The 843-nt window shown below is 47.0% G+C and carries 1 protein-coding gene; it reads right to left on the reverse strand.

What is annotated here, in order from left to right:
* On the reverse strand, nt 1–843 hold an 843-nt coding region (locus AC1DUA_RS39405), incomplete at both ends, for an MFS transporter (RefSeq protein WP_477504851.1).

An 843-nucleotide genomic window follows, 5' to 3' on the forward strand; every position in this document is an offset into this window, starting at 1 on the left:
CCCATGAGCTATACAGAAAAACTTGTCTCATGCCATAAGCAGCACTCATGATGCCACCCAGGAAGCTGCCGATAATGCGCGCTGCTCCAAGGCTGAGTAAGCCGTTCAGCGTTTGACCGCTGGCTTTCCACTCGGAAGGCACTTCACGGTTGATGAACGTCGCGAGAGTGACAGACAATACGATGAAAATAATACCATGCAGCATCTGCACGGGTAAAACCCAATGCGGCTGGTCAATGATGGAAAATAAGAACCACCGGACGGCAGACCCGAACGCGGCAATGATCAGCAGCATGGAGATCGAAATGCGCTTGAAGATCCAACCGGAAAACAGCAAAAACGGCAGCTCGCTCATCGATGAAATAACCATTGACCAACCTAGCAGCAAGCTATCAGCACCCATTTCCTTGAAGTAAATGGGGAAGAAGGCATAATAATAGCCAAGTGTAACTTGTACAATAAAGTTAATGCCCAAATAAAACATCAGCTTCCCATTACGAAAAAGCTCCCGAAACCGTTTGCCGGTTACGTTGGCCTGACGGCTCGCCGCTGGCGGAAAACACCATAACAGCAGCAAAGCAGCAACCATCGTTCCAGCATAGACAGGGAACATGGAATTAATGTGCGATTTGGCAACGAAACCAAACACGAGCGACATAGTAGCGAATCCGATGGTGCCTCCAAGCCGAATCCAACCAAAATTCCATTTGGGGCGCCGATCCAATTCTTCCAGTGTAATCRCATCGCTTAACGCAAATATAGACGTTTGAAAAAACATAAACACACAAATTAATACAAGCAAATAAGCAAACTGATGTGAAACCGGGAAGAACATAATGGAAG

It is taken from the genome of Paenibacillus sp. 01T422, assembly GCF_056398785.1.